Consider the following 22,642-nt stretch of genomic DNA (forward strand, 5'->3'; position numbering starts at 1 on the left):
TTCCTATGTTTCAAGGTTCGAACTTCTCTAAGAGATTGCCGCATGTGCGTTATGAGACGGTGATCTGCTCCAGACGATAGAGTAAAATCGTAACAGCCAGAAGATCGGCACAGCCGCCAGGACTGACATTCATATGGATATATTTCTGGTTCAGTTTTTTTAAGGCCTCGATTCCGGAAGCAGAAGAAGCGCCGCCTGCTTTTAAAATCTGGGCTGCTTCCGATTTTACATAGCCCTGTATAACCGTGTTGGCGCGGCTTAAGACGTTCGTGTCATCTACATTTGCCATGAGGGTGAGAAGCGTGTTTAAGTATGCCTCATTTTCGGACTGACCAGCCAGAAAGGCAGCGCGGAGGGCTGGCAGCGAAAACGTGCGGACGGAAGGGAAGCCTTTCTGGGCTTCTCCCCGGATGCCTTTTGTGCTGTAGCGCAGATAAAGCAGTTCCCCATGCGTTTTCGGGTTTTTCCGGTCAATCTTTTGAAAATCTTTGCGCATGGCGTCATAGCAGAGATAACCGGAAAGCATCAGGATTTTTTCTGCATCAAATTTTTGGTGGCGTTTGTAAAAAAGGCCTGCTGCCGCGGCAATGGTTCCGACGGAAAAGATCATGCCTTTATGGGTATTGACACCATGGGTGGCCTGAAACATGGCTGTTTCTGCTTCCATTCCGATCGGACGAATGCTTTCAAATAATGCATTAAAATCTGTGTTTTCCCAGGTGTTTCCTGCTTCAAACATGCGTTTTAAATATGGGACGATCGCATTGGTGCTGGCTTCAAACGTATCGTAATTCATATCAGTATGCGCGCCGCTGTCGTGGCGGTCTACAAGCCCTGGTTTTGGTGTTGCACCAACTTCGGCCATGAGTGCGTAGGCACATTCTTTGGCAAAAAGAGAAGAAATCATAAATACCAGTCCCTCCACAATATGTAATTATGCTGTCGCAGTTTATGTGCTGCGCAAACTGCAACATTTTTTACAGACTTTCCAGAATATGTTCAATTTCTAATGTGAGTTCAGCAACCGTATGTCTGCGGCTGCGGCTGCAGACATGAGCCGGCTGTTTACAGAGCAGACAGGTCCTTGGCGCAAATCCGAGCTCTTCCCGTGACACTTTGCTTCCGTCCGCGCGGAGTACATCGATATCGAATAAACGGCCAATGCGATCCTGGTCTTCCAAAGTGATCATTAGTTCTTTTACAAAATTTGGATTTGCATCTACGCTGTAAAAAGCCTCGTAGCCGGTTTTTGCTTTTATGGTTTCCATATGCTGGATGAGCAGCAGCCGTTCTTTTAATAAGGCTTCAATCCGCTGGCACCCTGCAGCGAAGGCATTTGGAACACCTGGAAGAACCTTAACCGGTCCTGGTATATTTAATGTAAAACTGATCAGACATTTTTTGTACTGCTGCAGCAATTTCGTTTGCAGGCAGCAGCGCTCTTCTCTTGCTGTAAGCATTTCCTGCAGACTAACTTCTTCCATGAAAATCCCCCTGTAAGTGAATCATATATATGCCAATAAAGCTCCCCATTTCCCCCGTATGGCAAGCATTTTTCACGATCATTTGGCAGAAATCGGATTTGAATGCCATTGGTTTTGAAACAGAAGCTTTACTGGATTTCAGAACATTACTTCGTTGTTACAGGATTTATTATAGGTTAAATTTTAAAAAAGTGCAAATACTTAATAAGTTATGACCTATATAAAGAAAACCTTATCACTTTAATGCGTTGAATTTACACGAATTTAAAGTATTAAAATTGACGCGGCGCAAAAAGTGTAGTATGATGGAAAAAGTTCAAGCAATATTCTGAAATCAGAATAGGAAGAAAAGGGAGGGTAATATTATGAAAAAATCAAAAAAAGCACTTGCACTCATTTTGGCTGGAGTGATGGCTGCATCCATGACAGCATGTGGTTCTGGTAAAACCGCAGAAACGACACAGGCAGCAGCAGACGCTAAGACGGAAGACACAAAGGCAGCAGAATCCGGAGAATCCAAAGATGCTGCATCCGGGGATGCCAAATATACCGTAGGCATCTGCCAGCTGGTACAGCATGTTGCATTGGATGCTGCGACCGAAGGATTTAAAGATGCGCTGACTGAGGAACTTGGCGATCAGGTCACCTTTGACGAGCAGAACGCACAGGGCGATTCCAATACCTGCGCTACCATTATCAACAGCTTTGTATCGGAAGATGTGGACCTGATCCTTGCAAACGCGACCGCAGCACTTCAGGCTGCACAGGCTGGCACCGACACGATTCCGGTACTTGGAACCGCAGTTACGGAATATGGTGTGGCTCTTGGCATCGATGGATTCGATGGAACCGTGGGCGGCAATATTTCCGGAACTTCTGATCTGGCTCCGTTAAATGAGCAGGCAGCTATGATAAAAGAGCTGTTCTCGGATGCCAAGAAGGTAGGACTTTTGTATTGTTCCGCAGAAGCAAACTCCCAGTATCAGGTAGATACGGTAAAGGCAGAACTGGAAAAACTTGGTTATACCTGTGAATACTATGCATTTTCTGATTCCAACGATCTGGCTACCATTGCTACCAACGCAGCAAATAATTCAGATGTGATCTATATTCCGACTGACAATACCGCAGCAGCAAATACAGAAATTATCAATAATATCTGCCAGCCTGCCGGTGTTCCGATCATTGCAGGAGAAGAGGGCATCTGCAGCGGATGTGGTGTCGCAACCCTTTCCATCAGTTACTATGATCTTGGTGTTGCAACCGGCAAGATGGCAGCAAAGATTTTAACTGGCGAGTCCAATGTATCCGAGATGCCGATCGAATATGCTCCACAGTTTACCAAGAAATATAACAAAACCATTTGCGAAGCACTTGGTGTTGCCGTTCCGGATGATTACGTTGCGATTGAGGAGTAACTGATATATGATGAGTTTGATAAATGCACTGCCTGGTGCAGTGGCACAGGGACTGATCTGGGGAATTATGGCAATTGGAGTTTATCTGACCTTCCGTATCCTGGACATTGCAGATCTGACCGTAGATGGATCTCTTGGAACCGGAGGTGCAGTATGCATTATGCTGATGCTCTCTGGACATAATGTGTGGACAGCTATGGCAGGTGCTACGATAGCCGGTATGGCGGCAGGTCTGGCAACCGGAATTCTTCATACTTTTATGGGAATTCCGGCGATCCTTGCCGGAATCCTGACCCAGCTTGGTCTGTATTCCATCAACTTAAAGACCATGGGAAAATCCAATCAGGCCATTAACGTGGATAAATTTGATCTTTTGGTTTCCTTGCGCTTTATCCGCAAGGTTCCATTTTACAAAAATACGATCTTGATCGTAGCGATCGCGATCATCGTTCTGATCGTTGTCTTGTACTGGTTTTTCGGTACAGAACTTGGCTGTTCCTTAAGGGCAACCGGATGCAACGATAAAATGGCCCGTGCACAGGGCATCAACACCGATTTTAACCGAGTTCTGGGGCTTATGATATCCAATGGTCTGGTAGCGCTCTCCGGAGCTATGCTGTGTCAGTATCAGGGATTTGCCGATATCAATATGGGACGCGGCGCAATCGTGATCGGTCTTGCCGCAGTAATCATCGGAGAAGCAATCTTCGGAAAAATATTCCGTAATTTCGGCTTCAAACTGCTTGCAGTTGCCCTTGGCTCCATTATTTATTATCTGGTGCTTCAGGTTGTGATCTGGCTTGGTATTGATACGGATCTGCTGAAACTTCTGTCTGCAGCCGTGGTTGCTGTATTTCTGGCAATTCCTACCTGGAAGAACCGTTATTTTTCAAAAATGGGAAAGAGAGGGTAGTGAATGATGCTGGAGATTAAAAATATCACAAAGACCTTTAATAAGGGCACTGTGAATGAAAAGAAAGCCCTCCGCGGTGTGAATCTCACCTTGAATGACGGGGATTTTGTAACAGTGATCGGCGGAAACGGAGCAGGCAAGTCGACGCTTTTAAATGCGATTGCAGGTGTCTGGCCAATTGACAGTGGTGCGATCGTCATTGACGGAAAAGACGTGACCAGACTTCCAGAGTATAAACGTGCAGCGTTTCTGGGACGTGTGTTTCAGGATCCGATGAATGGAACTGCTGCGACCATGGGAATTGAAGAAAATCTGGCATTGGCATTGCGCCGCGGAAAGGTCCGCAGCTTAAAACCAGGAATCAAAAATGAGGAACGCAAGCTGTATAGGGATATGTTAAAACGCCTCGGACTTGGTCTGGAAGACCGTTTAACCTCCAAAGTGGGACTCCTTTCCGGCGGACAGCGTCAGGCTCTGACCTTACTGATGTCTACCCTGCAGAGACCGAAATTATTGCTTTTGGATGAACATACAGCCGCTCTGGATCCGAAGACAGCAAAAAAGGTGCTCGATCTGACTGCGGAAATGGTCGAAGAGCAAAAGTTAACCACATTGATGATCACCCACAATATGCGCGATGCGATCCAGATGGGAAACCGCCTGATCATGATGCATGAGGGAAATGTTATTTATGATGTGGCGGGAGAAAAAAAGAAGCGTCTGACCGTCGAGGATCTTCTTCATAAATTTGAGGAAGCCAGCGGAGAAGAGTTTGCAAACGATCGTATGATCCTTGCAAAATAGTGGAAAAATCCATTTGAATAATCAGAAAAAAAGAATCAAACCGGCAGAGTGTAAAAAAGTTTGGCACTCTGCCGGTTTTGTGTTATACTAAATAGGGAAATAAAAGACAGAATATGATTTCCAAAGGGGGACATCTTATGGATAAACACAAACTTGTTATTACGATAGAGCGTCAGTACGGAAGTGGTGGACGAATTGTCGGCAAAAAACTGGCAGAGGATTTAAACATTCCATTTTATGACGATGAAATTTTAAGTATGACAGCTGAAAAAAGTGCGGTCGGAGAACGCTATTTCCGTCTTGCAGATGAAAAAGCCGGAAATAACCTGCTGAGAAAAATTGTAGGCAATCTGCACCTGCCGTCTGGTATTTTTGATGAGCCGAAAAAAGAGGGCGATGTAACTTCGCCAGATAACCTGTTCCGGTTTCAGTCAGAAGTGATCCGGGAACTGGCAGCTGCACAGTCCTGTGTCATTGTGGGCCGGTGTGCAGACTATATTCTGGAAACCGCAGGAAAAGAGGATCTGATCAAAATATTTGTTTATGCGGATATTTCTACCTGTGTACGCAGAACGCAGGAAACAGACGGTATTACCGATACCAAAGAGGCCTTAAACAAGTTAAACAAGATCACGAAACAGCGCAGAGCGTATCATAAGTATTTTACCGGTAAGGAATGGGAAGATTTAACGAATTATGATTTGCCGATCAATGCCAGCAAACTGGAACTCGATCAGGTTGTGGAACTCATCAAGGATTATATCCGAATGGTCGGCTATGATATTTCATAATCGGACAACGAAAAACGGCAGTCAGATAACGGGGCGACGAAGTGACCGGATAACAAAGTGACATACGATAAGATCGAAAAGAGCCAGCAGATACTGTGTCTGCTGGCTCTTTTCGATTTCGCTGCATATCGAGGAAAGGTATCCTCTGCCTGGTGTGGCATTTTGCGTATTTGATATTATTTCTTTGTGATCTTTGTGATCTGGATTTCTTTGTCGTTGATGGAACCCTCGTACTGAATCTGAAGGGTGTCACCTTCTGCATACTGGCTTAAGTCCGTATCACTGGAAACAAAGGTGAAGAAATCGCCGGTCTGTGCTTCGAGAACGATATGATCTCCATCCTCACCGATCTGTGCAACTTTACCTACGAAAGCATTGATCTTGGCTTCATCAGAATCTTTTGCGTCTGCAGCAACGATCTTGATTGCCAGCGGCTCGTCGTCCAGGTCGCCGAGGTAGGTAACTTCAACGTCTGCGTCTGCCTTGATGCCATCTGTTCCGACTACATAAGCATTGCCGGTCAGAATCTTATATTCTTCTCCGTCTACTTCCAGGGTCATCGTGTCAGAAGCTACTTCCTTAACGGTTCCTTCTGCAACCGGATCCATGGACTGCTCTAACATGGAAGCGGTAACTTCCATGGCAATAACAGGTACCGGGTCGTCCGTAGTTTCTGCCGGGAACGTGATATCTACCCAGTCGCCTTCAGAAAGCGGGAATTCTTTGGTTACGTCTGCACTGGAGATATCGTATTTCTTTTCTTCATCGCTATAGTCGTCTTTTATGGTAAGAACATCACCGTCAATCGCTGTGATCACACCACTGGTATAATCTTCATCAACTTCTGCCTCCGTAGTAGACTCTGCTACCGTCGTTTCTTCCGGAGCAGCGGTAGTCTCGGTTGCTTTTTTTCCGGAACAGGCTGCTGCACTGATGGAAACTGCTGCGATTGCAGTAAACAATAATGCCTTTTTCATAATAATATCACTCCTCTGATCTTTCTTTGTCAATTCATACTTTTGGAACCAACAAACAAGAGTTTACTACAAAGCAGATGAAAAAGCCATTGATTTTTTATTAAGTTTTCCGGAAAATGGTGAACATTTGGTGAACTTCAGTATTTGCTCAATACAAAAATCCGATTCTTTCAGAATGGCATTTACGTATTTACGCCATCATGCGGAATAATCCAATGACTTTCCCCAGAATCTCTACATGATCCGTGATGATCGGATCCATGGCATCGTTTTCCGGCTGGAGACGGTAGTGCCCGTTTTCCTTGTAAAACCGTTTGACTGTGGCAGAATCATCGACAAGTGCGACAACGATCTCTCCGTTTTCTGCCGTATTGGTCTGCTCGACGATGACCTTATCGCCGCTATAGATTCCCGCATTGACCATACTTTCCCCTTTGACTTTTAACATAAAGGTATCTTTGTTTGGAAGTATTTCAGCCGGAATCGGAAAATAGTCTTCGATGTGCTCCTGTGCCAGAATCGGTTCTCCGGCAGCTACTGTACCAATTACAGGAACCTGAACCATTTCCCGGCGGTTTAATGCAAATTCATCGTCCAGGATTTCAATGGCGCGTGGTTTGGTCGGATCTCTGCGTATGTATCCATTTGCCTCCAGGGATTCCAGATGAGAGTGGACCGATGAGGTCGACTTAAGCTGAACTGCTTCGCAGATCTCACGTACTGCAGGCGGATAGCCCTTTTTCAAAATACATTCTTTGATATATGATAAAATTTCCTGTTGTTTTGCTGTAATTTTACCCTGACCCATCATCATTCCTCCATGCGGATATATTCAATATAAAGTGTTTCTTTTTTATAGGATTATAGTAGCATAGTTTTACTCAAAAAGCAAACTTTTGTTCGTTTTTCTTGGAAAACATATTGACAAACATTTGTTCGAAACGTATAATGACAGCATAACAAACGTACGTTCGGAATATTTTTACGCAGGGGGAATCTTTATGAAAACAGGCAGAAATACGAAACGCAGATTACGGAACCTTATGGTTATTTTATTAATGATTCTGGCATTTTGCTCTGGTTTTTTCGGACACACCTTGTTGAACGCGAGGGCAGAAGAGAAAGCTGCAGTACAATTGAACCGTTATTATACCAGTGTACAGCTTCGTCAGGGGGATAATCTCTGGAATCTCGCGGATCAGTATTATAAAGGGAGCGGTTATTCCAAAGCAGAATATGTCGAGGAATTGAAACGCATGAATGGTTTGAAATCCGAACAGATTCATTCCGGAGAATTTCTGACAGTCGTATATTTTGCTGAATAACTTGCATAAGGCGTTGGCAGTCGTTATAATTATGTTTGTTTTGAAATCATACTACTAGAATTCTTATATACCCACTCAGTGCCTGAGATGGGATATGATATTAATTTGACTAAGGAGTAATTTATGCTGCATACAAACATCATAAAAGTAACAGATCTGCAGATGCCGGAATTGGAAGTCTATACGAGATTGTCGGAAAATCAGCTTTTCCATTATTTTGAACCGGATACTGGAATTTTTATAGCAGAAAGCCCAATTGTAATTGGACGGGCACTGGATGCTGGATATATCCCGGTTTCAATCCTAGCAGAAGAAAACGAGCTGGACAAGGCAGCTGCTGAAATTCTTGCCCGTTGTGGGAATGTTCCAATCTATACAGCCCCTATGGAAGTATTAACAAAATTGACCGGGTTTGCATTAACAAGAGGACTTCTTTGCGCCATGCGCAGGAAGCACCTGCCATCCATTGAGACCGTCTGTTCCGGGGCAAGGCGTATTGCTGTTTTGGAAAATGTGATGAATCCTACCAATGTGGGAGCGATATTTCGTTCAGCCGCAGCATTGAATATGGATGCGGTTCTGTTAACCTCTGGCTGCAGTGATCCCCTGTACAGACGCGCAATCCGGGTGAGTATGGGAACGGTTTTCCAAATCCCGTGGACTGTGTTCGAACGAAACGGTACATGGCCGCGCCCCGCGATGGATACGTTACACCAGCTTGGTTTCAAGACAGCTGCCATGGCATTGACGGATCAGTCTGTACGCATTGACGACCCGGCTGTGCTTGCAGAAGAAAAACTTGCCATTGTACTTGGAACCGAAGGAGATGGACTTGCACAAGATACCATTGCAGATTGTGACTATACCATCCGTATTCCCATGACACATGGAGTGGATTCTCTGAATGTAGCCGCTGCAAGTGCAGTAGCTTTCTGGCAGCTTGGAAATCAGAGAGTGGAGGGAAACGCGTAACATGACCATCCGAAGACAGTTTATTCGTTATGTATCCCTGAATATGCTGGGCATGCTTGGAATGTCGCTCTACATTTTAGCAGATACATTTTTTATTGCCAAAGCAGTTGGTGCCAACGGTATTACAGCACTGAATCTGGTATTGCCTCTTTATAATCTGATTTTTGCATTTGGAGCCATGATTGGTGTAGGTTCGGCAATTCGCTTTGCCGTAGAGCGCAACCACGGAATAAAAGAAGCGGAAGGATACTTTTTTCATGCCTTGGCCTGGGCTACTGTTCTAAGTCTGGTGTTTGTGTTTGCAGGAATCTTTTTCCCGGGAAAAATCATTCATATTCTTGGGGGAGATGAGCAGATTGTTGCTACTGGTATTTTATATACCCGTATTTTTCTCATGTTTGCGCCTTTTTTCATGTGGAACCATATTGTCAGTGCATTTGTGAGAAATGACGGGGATCCATCCATTGCCATGTTTGCAACACTTGGGAGCAATCTGTTTAACATTGTGTTTGACTATGTTTTGATGTTCCCATTTGGTCTCTCTATGGCTGGAGCAGCGTTGGCAACCGCGCTGTCTCCAATTGTCAGTATTTTCATTTGTATGAAACATTTCCGGTCTTCGCGGAATACGATTTTGTTCAAACCGGTTCCGTTGTCGATCCGGAAGTTGTTTTTTTCCTGTCAGGTTGGTGTGTCTGCTTTTGTGGGGGAAATTTCTTCCGGAGTCATTACCGTGGCATTTAATACCATTATCTTAGGGTTGTCCGGGAATGTCGGAGTAGCGGCATATGGTGTTGTAGCCAACTTTTCTCTGGTTGCAGTCGCTCTTTTCAATGGAATTGCCCAGGGGTCCCAGCCACTCATCAGTCGTTTTTATGGGCAGGGTGACAAAAACAGTTTAAAGACGGTAATTGGTTTGGCTCTGAAAACTGCATTGTGCGTTGCCGCTGTATTGTTAGTAAGTGTCCAGATCTGGTCAAAACCGATGGCTGGTATTTTTAACCGGGAACAGGATATGGAACTTGCCAGTCTTGCTGAACAGGGATTGCGGATTTATTTTACCGGCTTTTTATTCGCTGGAATTAATATTGTGGGAGCAAACATACTCAGCGCGGTAGAATCGGTTCAATGGGCTTTTTTATCTTCCATGTCACGCGGGTTTATTGCAATCCTGACATGTGCATGTTTGCTATCTTTTTTATTTGGTATGAATGGAGTATGGCTAGCATTCCCATGTGCGGAGCTCATGACAATGCTGCTGACTCTGACTGGCATAAAAAAGTTTAACCGTTGACATCTAAAAAACTCTGTGCTATGCTATCATCTGATTGAAACAGTTACAAATGAATATAAGTGCGCGGGAGCCTGTGTGACAGGCTGAGAGGAAGATGAATCTTCGACCGTACCTGATTTGGGTAATGCCAACGGAGGGAAGCAAGAACGATAGAATGCATCTTCTGCGAGTTACCGGAAGATGCATTTTTATTGCTTTGCATGTCGAGGAGGCGCCACTGGCGCGTCCGCTGACTTTATAGGAATTGCCTCCTATGGAGCAAAAAGCGCTCCGCCAGGATGCGCATGGCGTTCCATTTTGTTTCATGAAAAATAGAATCTGACTGCACAACAGATATGAGAAAGAATCCGGAAATTGTGATCTGGTTTTCTGAAATCGGCATTTTTCTGTTGGAAAAGATGGCCGGAGGGGGAGCGCCCTGCAGCCAGGCAGGAGGAGTTGATATAGCGATGGGAATCCGTGTTTTCGGAGTGAGAGGAAGTAAGAGAACTTCGACCGAACAAGGGATTTTTGTCGCTAAAAGCAGAAATCATTCCCCTTTCTGGCGTCAGAAATCCGAAAAAACAGGAGGATGAAAATGGAAAAACAAAGAATGAAAACGTTTCGCATGGTATTTCTGGCTATGATGGTTGCAATTGGAGTGGTTATTTCTCCAATTCTGAGAATTGAGGGAATGTGTCCTACGGCCCATTTGATCAATATTACCTGTTCTGTATTTATGGGACCGTGGTATTCTCTGCTGTGTGCATGCATGATTGGCGTAATCCGCATGATGTTTATGGGAATTCCGCCATTAGCTTTAACAGGTGCTGTGTTTGGTGCATTTTTATCTGGTGTGCTCTATCGGGCATCAAAGGGAAAAATTATCTGTGCAGTGATTGGCGAAATCATTGGAACGGGTATCATTGGCTCTATCGTCTCTTATCCGGTTATGGCATTTATCATGGGCAGGGATGGACTCAATGCATTTTATTATACCCCGATGTTTATCTCTGCAACCATTATGGGTGGCATCGCAGCCTATGTATTTTTAAAGGCGCTTAGCCAGACCGGGATGCTTGCAAAATTTCAGGAAAGTCTTGGTGCAAAAGTATATGACAGAAATCGAAGAAACAAAGAAGGAAACAACAGTACAGCAGGTTATGCTGGAAATGCTGGAAATTCGAAAGCATACGAAAAGAAACGCTTCGCTGATTCATTGCATTACGAATCCCATATCGATTCATGACTGTGCGAACATCATTCTGGCGACGGGAGCCCGCCCCATTATGGCAGAGCATCCGAAAGAAGTAGAGGAAATAACAGAAGTGGCGTCAGCTCTCATGTTGAATCTTGGAAATATTACGGATGCACGTATGGAATCCATGAAGCGTTCACTCGATGTTGCGAATCGAAAAAAGATTCCGGTGCTTATCGATCTGGTCGGGGTTACCTGCAGTAAACTTCGCCGGGATTTTGCAAGACAGCTTTTTACGGAGGGTACCTTTTCTGTGATAAAGGGAAACATTTCTGAAATCCTGGCAGTTGCAAACCTTCCCTTCCATGGGACTGGAATTGATGCCGGAGCACAGGATGCGATATCCTCGGAAAATGAAGCGTTGTATTGTAAAATTGCCAAAGAACTGGCGGCTCATTTTGGGTGCGCGGTTATGGCAACAGGCAAACAGGACCTGATCGCAGATAAAGACAGTGTTTTTCTGGTATCAAACGGTCATGAGGCATTGTCTGGAATTACGGGAACCGGCTGTATGGTGGGAGCACTGACTGCGGCATACCTTCCCGCAAGCGTAGCACTGGCTTTTGCCGGTACACCTGCTGCATTGCTGGCAGCCATTACCATGGGAATCTCAGGAGAACATGCCGCATCCGGCTCCAGAGGTCCCGGAAGCTTTCAGGCAGCTCTTCTGGATGAGGTTTTCTGCATGACCGACAGTCAGCTGCAGAATCAAGCACAGATACGCCGTATCAGGTAACACAGATGCCATTCATAGAAAAGAGGAACTTAAGATGAAAAACAACCTGGATTTAAGCTTATATCTTGTAACTGACAGTACTTACCATACCGAAGAATCTCTTCTTTATACCGTAGAGGAAGCGTGCAAGGGTGGTGTTACCATGGTGCAGCTTCGCGAGAAGAATACCGGCGGGCGGGATTATCTGGAAAAAGCCTGCAAGCTTCGTGCGATTACAGACCGTTATCATATTCCGCTGATCATCGATGACCGTGTGGATGTTGCCATGGCCTGCGGTGCTGCCGGTGTTCATGTTGGTGCATCAGACCTTCCGGTAGCAGAGGTTCGCCGTCTTCTCGGACCGGATAAAATTGTGGGAGCAACCGCTAAAACCGTTGAAGCTGCGCAGAAGGCTTACCAGGATGGCGCAGATTACCTTGGAGTCGGAGCAATTTATCCGACCACAACCAAGGTGACCACCGTGCTCACAGAGGTTTCTACACTGGCTGCCATCTGCAAGGCCGTTCCGATCCCGGCGGTTGCCATCGGAGGACTGAACCGGAAAAATATGGATATTTTAAAGGGGAGCGGAGCGGACGGTATTGCAGTGGTATCTGCTATCATGAAAGCAGATGACCCGAAAAAAGCAGCCGAAGAGCTGCTTGCTGCAGTGAAGGAGCTTTGATCACAGATTTTTCTTTTTGTATAGAAACCAGGATGCGGCAGCAGAAAAGCAGGCCAGATATAATACCAGAATCCAGATCCCTGTGAAGGAGAATGCTTCCTGATTGGCAATCTGCCGCAGGGCAGCACTGGTCTGTGACAGAGGAAGCCAGCTGATCAGCTGGCGGATCCCGTCAGGCATATTCTGGGCGGAGAAAAAGGTGTTGCACAGATACGCCATCGGCATGATAACATAGTTTGAAAACCGCGGCACATCTGCATGGTTTTTCGCGTAAAAAGAAACTACAACACCAATGGTGGAGAACACCGCTCCGTTCAGAAACATAAACAGAAATGACCAGCCGTTAAAGCAGAGGCCGGTCCGCAGAGGAAGGACCAGAAGTATGATCACACTTCCCGCATAGACACCGCGCAGACTTCCGCCGATGATCTGACCCGCAATAAACTGCCAGAGAGGAGTCGGCGAGATCATGACCTGGTCAAATGCTTTTTCATACAGGCGCTGTACATTCAGTGTCTGGGCAATGGCATTGAAGCTTCCGTTCATGGTAGTAAGAGCCACTACCCCTGGGATCAGAAAGTTCAGATAGGGCTGGCCGTGTGATACGGTCTGGACACCAAAGCCGAATACCAGAATATACAGGAGCGGAGCAATCATGGCTGCGGATGTGATCTTAAAAAAATTGTGGTGGAATTCCACCCATTTTTCCCATAATACAGTAAGAATTCCCATGGTCATCTGCGCTCCATTTCTTTTCCGATGTGCTCAAGAAAGACATCTTCCAGCGTTGTATTGCGCAGTGATGTCTCATATGGCGAGTCGGACAGATAACGGATTGCTTCCTCCTTCTCTGAAAAATAATGGCATCTGACACCCTCCGGTTTTGTTTCATCTACCGCATAGCGCCCAAGCACTTCAATCATGTGCCTGGGCGTATCAGTTTCTCTCAGCACACCGCGGCACATAAAGCCGACACGGTCGCAGAGTGATTCAGCCTCTTCCATATAATGTGTAGTAAGAAGAATCGTCAGATTCTGTTGGTTCAGCTTTTTTAAAAGATTCCACATCTGTCTGCGGGCCAGAGCATCCATTCCGGCTGTTGGCTCATCCAGCAATAATATTTCCGGTTCTGTTAACAGTGCACGGCAGACCATCAGTTTTCTTTTCATTCCGCCAGACAGCTTCCGGACGGTTCTTTTCCGGTAATCCAGCAGTTCACAAAAGTTCAATAATTGTTCTGAACGTTCCCGTATTTTTTTTAATGGCATATAGTAAAGACGTCCCTGATATTCCATGATCTCATCCATAGTCATGTCCTGACGCATCGAGTACTCCTGTGTAACGACGCTGAGCTTTCTTTTTAACCGGTCATTTTGCCTGGTCAGCGGTTCTCCGTCAATCTGAATGGAGCCTTTGGTAGGAAGCAGAAGTGTAGACAGCATGCTGATCGTTGTTGTTTTTCCTGCACCATTTGGCCCCAGAAGTCCAAAAAACTCTCCGGTTTCGATCGTAAGGTTCAGATGATCCACCGCAAGGAACTTATCATATTGTTTTGTTAGATCTTGTAATTTAATCATGCGGTTCCTCTTTTACAACAATAATAGAATAATAGCTTGCCTGATCCGGTATTTCGTCAATACAGTGATAGATATGCTCGTCCGGCATGCCGCAGTTTTCAATCATGGAGCAGGTTGTATTGCTGCGTTTTAGAGCTTCTTTTACAAGCGGCATTTTGGAAGCAGCTTTCATCAGCACTTTTGTTCCCGAAAGGTTCAGTGCATCTTCGACTCCATAGGTAGATGGGATGATATGGATCTGCTCAGAACGGTCTGCAAGACTATCTTCAAGCTTGGCGCTGACAGCACAGAATGACGGAATTCCATTGATGATCTTTGCATCATATCCGCGGGCTTTTACCAGACGGTGAATGTAAATATAAGTGCTGTAGATGGTCGGATCTCCAAGGGTAAGACAGGCTACATCCAGTCCCTGTTCCAGCTTTTCTATGATTCGGTCCGCTGCGGTCTGATATGCAGCGTCCAGAACAGCCCGGTCTTTTGTCATGGGTGTGGTAAGATCCAGACATTCTTTCTGATCGAGATTCTTAACAATGCCGCTTGCAATCCGGTAAGCGACTGCCTTTCCCTTGCCATCTGCCGGTACCGCAAGGACCGGACAGCATTTAATTGTGTCGACTGCAAGATAGGTCATAAGGCGAGGATCTCCAGGACCAACACCAACACCGTATAACGTTCCATTCATAATGTTTCTTCCTTTCGTTCTTAAAAGTGAAAAATTTATTTACTTTTTAATTCTATGGTTCCCGCAATTTCACTACATTTCTGGCACTTCTTCTCCGTTCATCTTCCAGTGCGGCGTAGTGTTTTTTGGTGGTGTTTACATCGGAATGTCCGAGAACATCTGCTACAAGATAGATATCGCCTGTTTCCCGGTACAGATTGGTGCCATAGGTACTGCGCAGTTTGTGCGGGGTAATCTTTTTGAGCGGTGTGACGATATGAGCGTATTTTTTAACCAGGTTTTCTACCGAGCGGACATTCATGCGTTTGCGCTGCATGGAAAGGAAGAGTGCCTGCTCGCTTCCTTCTTCCGGAATGATTCCAAAGCGTTCATCAAGATAGTCCTGAAGTGCATTTTCTACTTCTGACCCGAAATACACCGTTACTTCTTTTCCGCCTTTGCGATGAATATGTATGCCACCGTTTTTAAAGTCTACATCGTTGATATCGAGACCGACACATTCGGAAACGCGGATTCCGGTTCCGAGAAGCAGCGTCAGGAGTGCCAGATCACGAAGCCGTGTACGTTTATGAAAGGTTTTTTGTTTTTCAGTCAGGCCTTCTCCCTGCTCTACGGCATCCAGAAGAAGGGCTACTTCATCTACATCGAGGCGGATGATTTCTTTATCATGCAGCTTTGGGAGCCGGACGAGAGCTGCCGGGTTTGTTGCAAGCTTTTCTGTTCGAAAAAAATAATTATAAAAGCTTTTCAGAGAAGATATTTTGCGCATGATACCTCGTTCCTGATTCATAATCTCATGATTCTGTTCGTTGAATCGGTATTTCAGGTATTCCATATATTCTTCAAGATCCGTCACCGAGATTTCATCCAGCTGTTCCAGCTGAAAATCCATTCGTTTCATTTTGGAAAAGACAGGATTTTCTTTTTTCAGAAAGTCAAAGAAAACAGATAAGTCATAGGCATAGGCAATCCGGGTCCTTGTAGAGGTGCGCGGTTCAATCCCACGGAAAAACTCGGTGCAAAATGGAGGAAGCTCTTTCATCATTTCCCTGAGCTTTTTGATATTTTCAATGTCTTTCTGCTGATAATAAGGTATATTTGCCATAATTGTGTCTCTTTCCGAATTTGTTATTTATGTTTATCAGGGTTTTCCCATCCGGGAAGGTTTCCATATGATACTGCATGAAACAGTCGTTCCCGCACACCAGGTGCCTCCGCATTGATGGAACGGATCAGATTTTTGATTGCTTCGCGATTTGTGTGACCGTCCATTGGACAGGGATTTTTGCAGACCGGAAGCTGATACTTGTTCCGGAAGCCTTTTACATCTGCCTCGGAAACCAGCATCAGCGGCCGAATGACGGTAAGGTCTGTGCGGTCTAAATGGGTAACTGGTGGAAATGCATAGAAACGTCCTTCATAGAGAAGAGACATCATTGCAGTTTCGATGATGTCGTCCTTATGGTGGGCATAAGCGATTTTATTGCATCCAAGTTCCATGGCTTTCTGGTTTAGCGCGCCTTTTCTCATCTTTGCGCAGAGAGAACATGGATTTGTTTCTTTGCGGATGTCGAAGAGGATTTTTCCAATCTCGGTGGTCACAATCTCGTAAGGAATGTGAAAGCTGCTGCAAAGTTCCTGAATTGGTCTCAGATTCATAGGTTCCAGTCCGAGATCTACGGTAATGGCAGATAATGTAAAGGGAATCGGATAGAATTTCTGAAGACTGGCGAGACCATACAGTAAGGTAAGGCTGTCTTTGCCGCCGGAGATTCCTATCGCTATGTGATCTTTTGCTTCAATCATATGATATTGGTCAATGGCCTGACGCAGCAGGCTGAGTAGTTTTTGAAGTTTCATCTTTTTTATACGAGGATCCTTTCTCTAAAACGTAAGACTATCTTACCACAAAAAAGCTTCTGCGTCATACTTATCTTTATTGAGCAATGTTTCTCATCTGACGAATATGAAATTGACAATCGAAGTTCTACTTTTTATACTAAATCCGTTATTGGAGTTAGCATATGCTAATTTACAGGATGAAATTGCGTAACGGAAGGGGAAGAAAAATGAGAACACGCAAGATTCAAAAACAGGCGTTTGCTGTATGTCTGGCTATTATGACTGCAGCTCAGACAATGACTGGTTACGGTGCGACGATCACAGCTGGGGGGGCACCGGATCATGGAAGCTGGGTCCGTGAGGGGCAGAACTGGAGATACCAGGCAGCAGATGGAAGCTTTGCAAAGGGCTGGATTCATACGGCATCCGGCTGGTATTATTTAGATCCGGATACCGGAGTTATGAAAACAGGAAAAACTGTTATCGATGGAAAACAATACTATTTTGACCAGCAATCCGATGGTCTTGAGGGAAGAATGCATACCGGGTGGATCAAAGATGAGAAAGGTGCCTGGTATTTCTACAGTACGAATGCAGATGTGACCGAGGGTGCTATGGTATCCGGATGGCAGTGGATTGATGGCAGATGTTATTATTTTGAACCGGAATCCGGTGAACACCCTGGAAAAATGTTTACGAACGGAACGACTCCGGACGGCTATCCGGTAGATCAGGATGGAGCATGGCTGGATGAAAACGGAAAGGTTCAGGAACGCCCGGGTCAGGGATATTCAGGGATGAGCGGACAAAACAGAGCCTCTGGCAGTACGCAGACAAGCAGTGGCGGTTCTTCAGGCAGTGGATCCGGCAGCAGCTCCAGCGGATCCGGCAGCAGCTCTAATGGATCTGGAAGCGGTTCAGGTACTTCTTCCGGAAATACGAACAGCAATCCATCATCTCCTGGTACTTCAAACGGACGGGATGAACAGCAGAGTTCCCTTCTTCTGGAAAGCCAGACCAGAGTCGTAGATCTTGGCTGGAGCCAATACGTGTCAGTTGCTTTCGCAAAAGGATATTCTCTGAATAACTGCAGAGTCATGATCGATGGAGTTGATGTCACCGAGGCAATGACTCCGGTGGATACGGACGGTACCATTGCAAAATGGGAGCTGACGGTTTTAAATCCCGGCAGTATTACTGCGATGGATCCAGAAGGTCACACACAGACCGTGTCCCTTGGAGGCAGTCAGAATGGTTCTGGCATGATTCAAGTGAGAAAGCATACAGCACCTTCTGCATTTCTTGCACATGGATCTGTTAATGTATGGGATTATCAGCTGACCAATTATGATGATCATGGTCAGGTCCGTGTGAAGCCGTCAACAACTACTTTTTCGCTCGGACAGAAAAAAGATGAGATCCGGTATTATGCGCCGAAAGCAGAATTGAAGGACGATGAGACAGCAGACAATGTATATCATGTCAGTGGTGAAGCCATCGTGATGTTTAACTATACATCTGAGGCAGATAAACAGTGGTTTGACAGTATTTCTGATGTGGATCTTGTTTCCGGAAACGGAAATAAAAATACGATCAATGCGGATCTGACATGGAGCAGTGATCTTGCGGATCATCACGGAAAAACGGTTGGACAGATCACAGTGCCGCTTGGACAGACGAACTTTTATTCCAATGGTCTGTATTATCTTCGTGTAAAATCAGGAAATACGGATACGCTGATTCCGATCGAGGTTGTAAACGGCACGGCACCTTCCATGATCTTAAGTGAAGCCGGTGCGATCGTCAGCGGGAAAAATCTTCATTTTACAGTTCAGAATATGACGTATGGAGCAACGATGCCGGTGAATCGTGTAGAGCTGAAACGCCCGGACGGAACTACCGAAGATCTGGAAAAGATTCGTGACTGGTATCTGATCGGTGACAGCTTTGTTCTTTATAACGACGAATCTGCCACAAACGGCAGAAATAACATTCCGGTTCCGGGTAAATATACCATCACAGTTCATGCTACCGGATTTAAGGATATGTCTTACACCTTTACGGTATCTGACGCAGCAAGTGCGGTCCGTGAAGAAGCACATGCATCCTATACACTTGCCGCAGTGGATGCCATCTCCAGTGCAACGGTCAGCGGCGGAAGCAGCAGCGGAAGTTCTGACGGATCAGACGGTGGAAGCACTACGATGACTGCTGACCTGATTTTTGATGCGGATCTTCTCGCAAACGCGCTGATCTTAAGCAAGCTCCAGGTTGAAAATGAAGCTGCTGATGCGATTGCAGATCGCTGGTTATCCGATATGTCTGGTTACGATGCGGTTATTGGCGAGGACAGAAAAACCTTTTACAGCTTTAAAGCATACCGGGATGCAGTAGAGCAGGCAAAGAATGCCGGAACTTATTTAAGCTTTGCGGATTATTTAGCAGCAGGAAATGCAGAGACAACTCCAAATCGTCCTTATGCAGTGAAATATGTACTGGAAGATAACCTGCTTGGTGAGACACAGATGAATGGCAATTACCTTGGAAAAGAGGCTCCTGTGATTCATTTGACGGATGAGACCGGAAATACGATCACGGAGATCAAAGAAGGAACGGATGTTTATCTTTCCTGTGAAGATCTTGCTTATCTTAAGACTGTAGCGGAGGAGGCGAAGCTCTATGTTAATGGAGATTATCAGGAGCTTTCCAACACGAAATATGCATTAACGGAAAGTGGTCGTTTATTGCGGCTGGATGCAGATGTGTTCCGTCTTGAAAAGGACAGTAATACGCTTGTGATCAAGCTGGATGGCTATCAGGATAATACAGTTTCGGTACCGGTTGTAAAGGATAAAAAGGATGTTCATCTGTCGGTAGAGGAGAATCTGAAAGTTGGCGATGCAGTGATCCTTACAAATGATGCAGACGAAAGCGGAGATATCTGGAAGCATATCACAAAGGTGTCATTGAAAAAACCAGACGGAACCGTGAAAAACATTCGTCCGGATGGACAGGAGAATATCTGGGAAAAAGTTGGTTACAGCATCAGTGAGGAACAGAAAAATCAGCTGATTCTTGGAAAAGATCTGTTTGATACGGAGGGTGAATACGAAGTAACGATCGAAGCTACATATTATGAAAACCAGACGATCACCTTTGAAATTTCAAAAGCGGACCAGACGGATCCTGGTGAAACAAATCCGGATGAAGCGAAGGAGCCGCCGGCAGCAGTAGATGGGGAAGATAGTTGGGGGGCATATACCTTCCGGTTTGGCACAGACTTCTGTGACTGGATCAAAAATATCAGTGATGTAAGCGTCAATGGTAAGCCATACGAAAAAGGAAACTATGTTTATGGGTCTGCCCAGTATACGATTTCGGAGACGGATGGTTTTGTTATGCTCGGAAATCAGGAAATCACGGAAGATAAAAATAAAATTGTAATTTCAGTAGCAGGATACGAGGACCTGACCTTCTATATTGACAAAACAGGAAAACTGGTAGACGAAACGTCGGATCCGGATACAGAAAATAAGGAAACGCTTGCAGAACCTGTTGAAATCAAGGGTATTACCGATGGATTCTCACTTCAGTTTGATGATGCAGAGTGGTTCGACAAGATCACTACCGTTACGGTTAATGAAACTGAGTATCAAAAAGCTGATTATGATTTAAACAGAAATGAATATCGTACGAGTTTGATGCTGAAGCAGATCTTATTAAGCAATTTTGCTTTTCAAAATTCTGAGGAAAACGAAGTCGTGATTGAGGCAGAGGGTTATGAAGATCTGGCTGTGACGATCACGCTGGATCAGAATGGAAAGATTTCCGACGGTTTGAATGGTGATATCGGAAACGAAGATGGTGAGGAAAATGCAGCGCCGGAAGTCAGTACCGCCACAAAAGATACGTTGTCTGGCAATTATACAGTAACATTAAGCGGTGAAAAGTTAGATGACTGGTTTGATGCTATAAAATTGATCACCTTGAATGAGACGGAGCTTACTGCAGTTTCTAATTCATTCTATCTGGAACAGAATAAGTATCTTCTTAGGCCAACTGATTGCCAAATTTACATTGGTAAGAATTCCCTCACTGAGAGTGAGAACGAAATCGTAATTTCAGCAGATGGTTATCAAAATCTGACATTCATGCTGGATCAGAATGGAGCACTTATTGCTGAAGAGCATTCAGAAGCAGCAATTATGCTGGTCTCTGATGAGGAAGAAGCATCAGATGATGATCAGATTCTTGATGAAGATACGATCATTTCTGATGACAGCGATGAAAAATCCACAGACCAGGACAGAATGGATTCTGCTGAAGGCAAGGATTCGGAAGATAAGAAAAAACAGACAGATGCTGCAGAATCAAAGAATACGAATGATAGCAAATCAAATCAGCAGACAGCTGAGAACGATGCAAAGGAAGATGCAGAGGAAGTCAAGAAAGACACGTTAGTGGATGATGACTCTTCCTCAGAAGAAGCCCAGGATCCGGATACGGAAGACAACAAAGATGCAGTGGCAATCACCGAGGATCAAGCAGAAGAGTAGGAAGTATAGTATGATGCTCTGATGTTTCGGAAAACGGAGTGTATAACTCATGACATGAGCGATACACTCCGTTTTATTGCTGGATTTTTTATAAATACTCATTACAATTTAGTATGAATGAAGTACTGTATACAGTATTGCAATATCCATAACTATATGGTAAAATTGCCTTACTGAAAAGGATTTCAGTTATGGAAAAGAGGAAAAGTGCACATGAAAAAAAGAAAAATCACGATTAAAGATGTAGCTGAATATGCAAGTGTGTCGCCAGCTACGGTCTCACGTGTACTCAATGACTATAAGTGGATCAATCCAGAGGTAAAGGAACGCGTTCAGAAAGCCATTGACGAACTTAACTATGTGCCGGATTTTACAGCTAAGGCTATGGTACGAGGTCGAAGCCAGATGGTGATCGTGATCGTACCGGTCATTAATAATCACTTTTTCATTCAGTTGATTAATACGGTAATCCAGGAAATGAAAAGATATGGCTATTATGTAGTTGTATATACAACTGAATCTGCAGAAGAAGAATGTCTGTTTCTGGGAAGTCCGATTTGTCAGATGGCGGATGGAATTTTGAATGCTACTTCTTTAAAGGAATTGTTGCCGCTGCAAAAGGTAAAAAAGCCTATGGTGCTGATTGACCGTTACTTTGAAGGAAATACTTCTATTGACTGTGTTATGAACCGAAATTACGAGGCACTTTATCGAGGCACGGAGTATTTGATTCAACATGGACATCAAAAAATGGTATTTCTTGTTGGAGCTGAAGGAAATGGTATTGCTGAAGAACGAATCCGCGGATTTCGTGATGGCCTAAAGTCTCATGGACTTCCATGGAGGAATGAATATGTGATACAGGACTGCTGGAAGATTGAAGCAGGTATCCGGTATGCATCGCTGCTGCTGGAACAGCCTGATCCACCAACGGCTATCATAGCAGGAAATAATACACTGACTGTCGGAGTTCTTGAGGCTATTCGAAATCACGGGATGGTACTGGGAAAAGACATTTCTCTTATTGGATTTGAAGAATCTGACGAAGACGTACAGGCATTTGCCCGCTATGGAATCACCAGTTTTCGTCTGGACACTTCTGCAATTGCCAGTTCAGCTGTAAAGCTGTTGCTTGACAGACTGGAAGGTGCAGGAACGAATGCGGGTGCCTGTATAGAAAGCCTGGAATTAAAGTTTATTGAACGTACATCGGTCATTCATATTTCATAGGAAATTGCGTCCTATGAAATTGAAAGTGCTCCATATGGATGCGCATTCTTTTTTGTAATAGTTGGAGGGCAAAAAATGTGGTCGTAAAAAGGCCAACATTTTTTTACTCATACTGAAAACGATTTCAGTATGGAATA

The 22,642-nt window shown here is 44.8% G+C and carries 22 protein-coding genes and 1 riboswitch; of the genes, 13 read left to right on the plus strand and 9 right to left on the minus strand.

What is annotated here, in order from left to right:
• Positions 1–49: 49 nt before the first annotated feature.
• Together citG and citX are read right to left on the minus strand one after the other, a co-directional pair.
• Positions 50–907 (minus strand): triphosphoribosyl-dephospho-CoA synthase CitG, encoded by an 858-nt coding sequence (gene citG, locus DXB18_RS13695; protein ID WP_118540634.1) that lies wholly within the window; start codon positions 905–907, stop codon positions 50–52.
• 70 nt (positions 908–977) lie between these two features.
• The gene (gene citX, locus DXB18_RS13700; RefSeq protein WP_118540632.1) at positions 978–1,484 is read right to left on the minus strand and encodes a citrate lyase holo-[acyl-carrier protein] synthase; all 507 of its coding nucleotides are present in this window, start codon (positions 1,482–1,484) and stop codon (positions 978–980) included.
• Between the two features lie 365 nt (positions 1,485–1,849).
• On the opposite strand from citX, the gene DXB18_RS13705 reads away from it, so the two are divergent.
• From DXB18_RS13705 to DXB18_RS13720, 4 genes are all read left to right on the plus strand, one after another.
• Positions 1,850–2,902 carry an ABC transporter substrate-binding protein gene (locus tag DXB18_RS13705; protein ID WP_243035171.1) on the plus strand — a complete coding sequence of 351 codons (1,053 nt, stop codon included), beginning with the start codon at positions 1,850–1,852 and terminating at the stop codon, positions 2,900–2,902.
• 7 nt (positions 2,903–2,909) lie between these two features.
• Positions 2,910–3,815 (plus strand): ABC transporter permease, encoded by a 906-nt coding sequence (locus DXB18_RS13710; RefSeq protein ID WP_118540630.1) that lies wholly within the window; start codon positions 2,910–2,912, stop codon positions 3,813–3,815.
• A 6-nt stretch (positions 3,816–3,821) separates the two neighbouring features.
• The gene (locus DXB18_RS13715) at positions 3,822–4,619 is read left to right on the plus strand and encodes an ABC transporter ATP-binding protein (RefSeq protein ID WP_118708428.1); all 798 of its coding nucleotides are present in this window, start codon (positions 3,822–3,824) and stop codon (positions 4,617–4,619) included.
• Positions 4,620–4,756: 137 nt separating this feature from the next.
• Complete coding sequence (locus DXB18_RS13720; RefSeq protein ID WP_118708398.1) at positions 4,757–5,410, plus strand: cytidylate kinase-like family protein; 654 nt, start codon at positions 4,757–4,759, stop codon at positions 5,408–5,410.
• A gap of 176 nt (positions 5,411–5,586) precedes the next feature.
• On the opposite strand, the gene DXB18_RS13725 is transcribed toward DXB18_RS13720, so the two are convergent.
• Together DXB18_RS13725 and lexA are read right to left on the minus strand one after the other, a co-directional pair.
• Positions 5,587–6,387, minus strand: a complete 801-nt coding sequence (locus DXB18_RS13725; RefSeq protein WP_118708400.1) for a hypothetical protein — start codon at positions 6,385–6,387, stop codon at positions 5,587–5,589.
• Positions 6,388–6,577: 190 nt separating this feature from the next.
• On the minus strand, positions 6,578–7,195 hold the full coding sequence (gene lexA / locus DXB18_RS13730; RefSeq protein ID WP_118540624.1) for a transcriptional repressor LexA: 618 nt from the start codon (positions 7,193–7,195) through the stop codon (positions 6,578–6,580).
• Between the two features lie 193 nt (positions 7,196–7,388).
• Between lexA and DXB18_RS13735 the strand changes: the two genes are divergently transcribed.
• The 7 genes from DXB18_RS13735 to thiE all read left to right on the plus strand — a co-directional run bounded on the left by DXB18_RS13735 (position 7,389) and on the right by thiE (position 12,615).
• Positions 7,389–7,712, plus strand: a complete 324-nt coding sequence (locus DXB18_RS13735; RefSeq protein ID WP_118540622.1) for a LysM peptidoglycan-binding domain-containing protein — start codon at positions 7,389–7,391, stop codon at positions 7,710–7,712.
• 123 nt (positions 7,713–7,835) lie between these two features.
• Positions 7,836–8,684, plus strand: a complete 849-nt coding sequence (locus DXB18_RS13740; RefSeq protein WP_118540620.1) for an RNA methyltransferase — start codon at positions 7,836–7,838, stop codon at positions 8,682–8,684.
• A 1-nt stretch (position 8,685) separates the two neighbouring features.
• Complete coding sequence (locus DXB18_RS13745) at positions 8,686–9,978, plus strand: MATE family efflux transporter (protein WP_118540618.1); 1,293 nt, start codon at positions 8,686–8,688, stop codon at positions 9,976–9,978.
• Between the two features lie 53 nt (positions 9,979–10,031).
• Positions 10,032–10,135: riboswitch (TPP riboswitch) on the plus strand.
• Positions 10,136–10,313: 178 nt separating this feature from the next.
• Complete coding sequence (locus tag DXB18_RS16370) at positions 10,314–10,553, plus strand: hypothetical protein (protein WP_118540616.1); 240 nt, start codon at positions 10,314–10,316, stop codon at positions 10,551–10,553.
• A gap of 2 nt (positions 10,554–10,555) precedes the next feature.
• Positions 10,556–11,206 carry an energy coupling factor transporter S component ThiW gene (gene thiW, locus DXB18_RS13755; RefSeq protein WP_118540614.1) on the plus strand — a complete coding sequence of 217 codons (651 nt, stop codon included), beginning with the start codon at positions 10,556–10,558 and terminating at the stop codon, positions 11,204–11,206.
• On the plus strand, positions 11,130–11,951 hold the full coding sequence (gene thiM, locus DXB18_RS13760) for a hydroxyethylthiazole kinase (RefSeq protein WP_243103501.1): 822 nt from the start codon (positions 11,130–11,132) through the stop codon (positions 11,949–11,951). Before thiW ends, thiM begins: the two co-directional genes overlap by 77 nt.
• Before the next feature lie 34 nt (positions 11,952–11,985).
• Positions 11,986–12,615: a thiamine phosphate synthase gene (thiE, locus tag DXB18_RS13765; RefSeq protein WP_118540610.1), complete on the plus strand. Its 630-nt coding sequence runs from the start codon at positions 11,986–11,988 to the stop codon at positions 12,613–12,615.
• Here the strand turns inward: thiE and DXB18_RS13770 are convergent, their stop codons facing one another.
• The 5 genes from DXB18_RS13770 to DXB18_RS13790 are packed head-to-tail and all read right to left on the minus strand — an operon-like array spanning position 12,616 to position 16,737.
• Positions 12,616–13,347: an ABC transporter permease gene (locus tag DXB18_RS13770; RefSeq protein ID WP_118708430.1), complete on the minus strand. Its 732-nt coding sequence runs from the start codon at positions 13,345–13,347 to the stop codon at positions 12,616–12,618.
• Between the two features lie 2 nt (positions 13,348–13,349).
• Positions 13,350–14,192 (minus strand): ABC transporter ATP-binding protein, encoded by an 843-nt coding sequence (locus tag DXB18_RS13775; RefSeq protein WP_118540608.1) that lies wholly within the window; start codon positions 14,190–14,192, stop codon positions 13,350–13,352.
• Positions 14,185–14,877, minus strand: a complete 693-nt coding sequence (gene cobI, locus DXB18_RS13780; RefSeq protein WP_118708404.1) for a precorrin-2 C(20)-methyltransferase — start codon at positions 14,875–14,877, stop codon at positions 14,185–14,187. Before cobI ends, DXB18_RS13775 begins: the two co-directional genes overlap by 8 nt.
• Positions 14,878–14,929: 52 nt before the next feature.
• Positions 14,930–15,982 (minus strand): tyrosine-type recombinase/integrase, encoded by a 1,053-nt coding sequence (locus tag DXB18_RS13785; protein WP_118708406.1) that lies wholly within the window; start codon positions 15,980–15,982, stop codon positions 14,930–14,932.
• A 23-nt stretch (positions 15,983–16,005) separates the two neighbouring features.
• Entirely contained in the window at positions 16,006–16,737 is a 732-nt protein-coding gene (locus DXB18_RS13790; protein WP_118708408.1) for a tRNA 2-thiocytidine biosynthesis TtcA family protein, read from the minus strand.
• 209 nt (positions 16,738–16,946) lie between these two features.
• On the opposite strand from DXB18_RS13790, the gene DXB18_RS13795 reads away from it, so the two are divergent.
• Positions 16,947–21,275, plus strand: a complete 4,329-nt coding sequence (locus tag DXB18_RS13795) for a hemoblobin-interacting domain-containing protein (protein WP_182430586.1) — start codon at positions 16,947–16,949, stop codon at positions 21,273–21,275.
• A 213-nt stretch (positions 21,276–21,488) separates the two neighbouring features.
• Positions 21,489–22,505: a LacI family DNA-binding transcriptional regulator gene (locus DXB18_RS13800; RefSeq protein WP_118540599.1), complete on the plus strand. Its 1,017-nt coding sequence runs from the start codon at positions 21,489–21,491 to the stop codon at positions 22,503–22,505.
• The last annotated feature ends 137 nt before the right edge of the window (positions 22,506–22,642 follow it).

The sequence above is a fragment of the Clostridium sp. OM02-18AC genome (assembly GCF_003481825.1).
In the GTDB taxonomy this organism is placed as follows: Bacteria; Bacillota; Clostridia; order Lachnospirales; family Lachnospiraceae; genus Brotaphodocola.